Genomic DNA, 2,202 nt, shown 5'->3' on the forward strand with positions numbered 1-2,202 from the left:
ACGATGTGGCACGGCTCCGGTATGTCCTGACTGTGCAGCGCGACCACTACCTGCCGCTGCGGGTGATCAAGGAACAGCTGGAGCAGCTGGACCGCGGGATCGAGCTCGTGGCGGACGGGGAGCTCACAGTGACGCCGTACACGTCGGCGTCGGCGAAGAGCGCCGGTGAGGATGAGGTCGCCCTGACCGAGACCTCCTTGATCGAGGCGGCCGGGATCACCACCGAACTGCTCGCCGAGCTGGAGTCGTACTCTCTGGTGCAGGTGGGCAAGGGCGGCGTGTACGACGCGCACGCCCTGTTCGTCGCACGTACGGCCGGTGAACTGGCGAAGTACGGCCTGGAACCGCGGCATCTGCGCTCGATCCGCAGCGCTGCGGAACGTGAGGTTGACCTCGTCGAGCAGGTGCTGACGCCGATGCTGCGGCAGCGCAGCGTCGATGCGGCCGGACGGGCAGAGGAGACCGCGGCCGAGATCGCGCGTCTGACGACGCGCCTGCATGCGGCGTTCGTGGACGCCGGTGTGCGGCGCCTGCGTACCCGCTGACCCCCTGCGGCGCGGTGTGGCGTGAGCCGGTCGTGTCGATCGTGACAGATTCTCGTTTCACCGCCACTGGATCATTGGCCCTGCCGGGGTAGTCTGGACTTGTGCGCGAACTCGACGTTGTCGGCGTCCGGGTAGAGATGCCGTCCAACAATCCGATTGTGCTGCTGCGCGAGGTAGGCGGCAGTCGTTACCTGCCGATCTGGATCGGTGCGGTAGAGGCGACCGCTATTGCCTTCGCTCAGCAGGGTGTGGTGCCGCCCCGGCCGCTGACTCATGACCTGTTCAAGAACGTCCTGGAGGCGATGGGAACGTCTCTGGAACAGGTCCGCATCACCGAGGTCCGGGACGGCACCTACTACGCGGAGCTTGTGTTCTCCGGCGGCGTAGAGGTCAGCTCGCGGCCTTCGGACTCCATAGCCCTCGCATTGCGGACCGGAACGCCCATCTATGCCACGGAGCCGCTCCTCGACGAAGCGGGCATCCTCATGGCGGAGGGCCTGGAGGAGGCAGACTCAGGTGAGGTCTCCGAAGACGAAGTGGCCAGGTTCCGGGAGTTCCTGGACCAGGTGTCACCAGAGGATTTCCATGGCCAGCCGCCGGAGCGCTGAGACTTGGGGCCTGTTCCGGAACCCTGACGCAGACCCCGAGGCTGAAGTTGAGCTTGAGACTTACCCGCGTGTTGCGTTGACCGTGATCGCAGGGGCGCCTAACGTCACTCCTGTCACACCAATAACGAAGGGGACGGCGTGAGCGCAGACAGCACTTCCGGCACGGGCCGGGCAGGTCGTGTCGTTGATTCCGTAGTGCCGACCGGTGCTGCCCAGGGGCAGCTGTTCGAGCCGGTGGTCAATGCTGTTCCCGAGGACATGGGTTATCGCGGCCCGACTGCCTGCAACGCCGCCGGCATCACGTACCGGCAGCTGGACTACTGGGCGCGTACCGGCCTGGTCGAGCCCACGGTCCGCTCCGCGACGGGCTCGGGCAGCCAGCGGCTGTACTCCTTCCGGGACATCTTGGTTCTCAAGATCGTCAAGCGTCTGTTGGACACTGGCGTGTCACTTCAGCAGATCCGCCAGGCCGTCAAGCATCTGCGGGAACGCGGAGTCCAGGACTTGGCCGGGATCACGCTGATGAGTGACGGTGCGAGCGTCTACGAGTGCACGTCGGCCGATGAAGTGGTCGACTTGGTGCAAGGTGGTCAAGGCGTGTTCGGGATCGCCGTCGGCCGGGTGTGGCGCGAGGTTGAGGCGACCCTCGTCGAGCTGCCGGCCGAGCGGCCGGACGAGGAAGGCGTGGAACACCCCGGAGACCAGCTCGCGGCCCGCCGTAAGGCGCGCGCCGCCAAACCCGCCTAAGCCTGTTGGTCGCCTTGGGAGGCCGGAGAATTCTTTTGCCTCTCACGCGGTCGGCGGACAGTCTTTCGGGCCGGTAGCGTCAGCCTGCCGCTGACCGAAGATCGGCAAAAGAGCTTCCCCGGCCCTCTCTGCGTCCTCAGTCTGGTCTCGACTGCGGCGCCCCTTTTGTTTGGTCATAGCGTGACGAGGCCCCGGTGCCGGCGGCTGCTGGCGCTGCCGCCCCGAGACCAGGTTGAACGCTCGAATGGGTCGGAGAGCTTCTTCGACCGATCTTCGATCGGCGGCAGACGGCGCAACCAGCG

General features: G+C 66.2%; 3 protein-coding genes. All 3 read left to right on the plus strand.

All coding sequences use genetic code 11. The features are described 5' to 3' along the window. The coding region (gene ftsR, locus ELR45_RS21620; RefSeq protein ID WP_165367992.1) for a transcriptional regulator FtsR at nucleotides 1-545 on the plus strand (545 nt) is incomplete at its 5' end. A gap of 101 nt (nucleotides 546-646) precedes the next feature. Beyond that, complete coding sequence (locus ELR45_RS21625; RefSeq protein WP_129668203.1) at nucleotides 647-1,153, plus strand: bifunctional nuclease family protein; 507 nt, start codon at nucleotides 647-649, stop codon at nucleotides 1,151-1,153. A 138-nt stretch (nucleotides 1,154-1,291) separates the two neighbouring features. After that, nucleotides 1,292-1,900: a MerR family transcriptional regulator gene (locus ELR45_RS21630; protein ID WP_129668204.1), complete on the plus strand. Its 609-nt coding sequence runs from the start codon at nucleotides 1,292-1,294 to the stop codon at nucleotides 1,898-1,900. Nucleotides 1,901-2,202 lie beyond the last annotated feature (302 nt).

This window comes from Phytoactinopolyspora endophytica (assembly GCF_004138495.1).
Lineage (GTDB): Bacteria > Actinomycetota > Actinomycetes > Jiangellales > Jiangellaceae > Phytoactinopolyspora > Phytoactinopolyspora endophytica.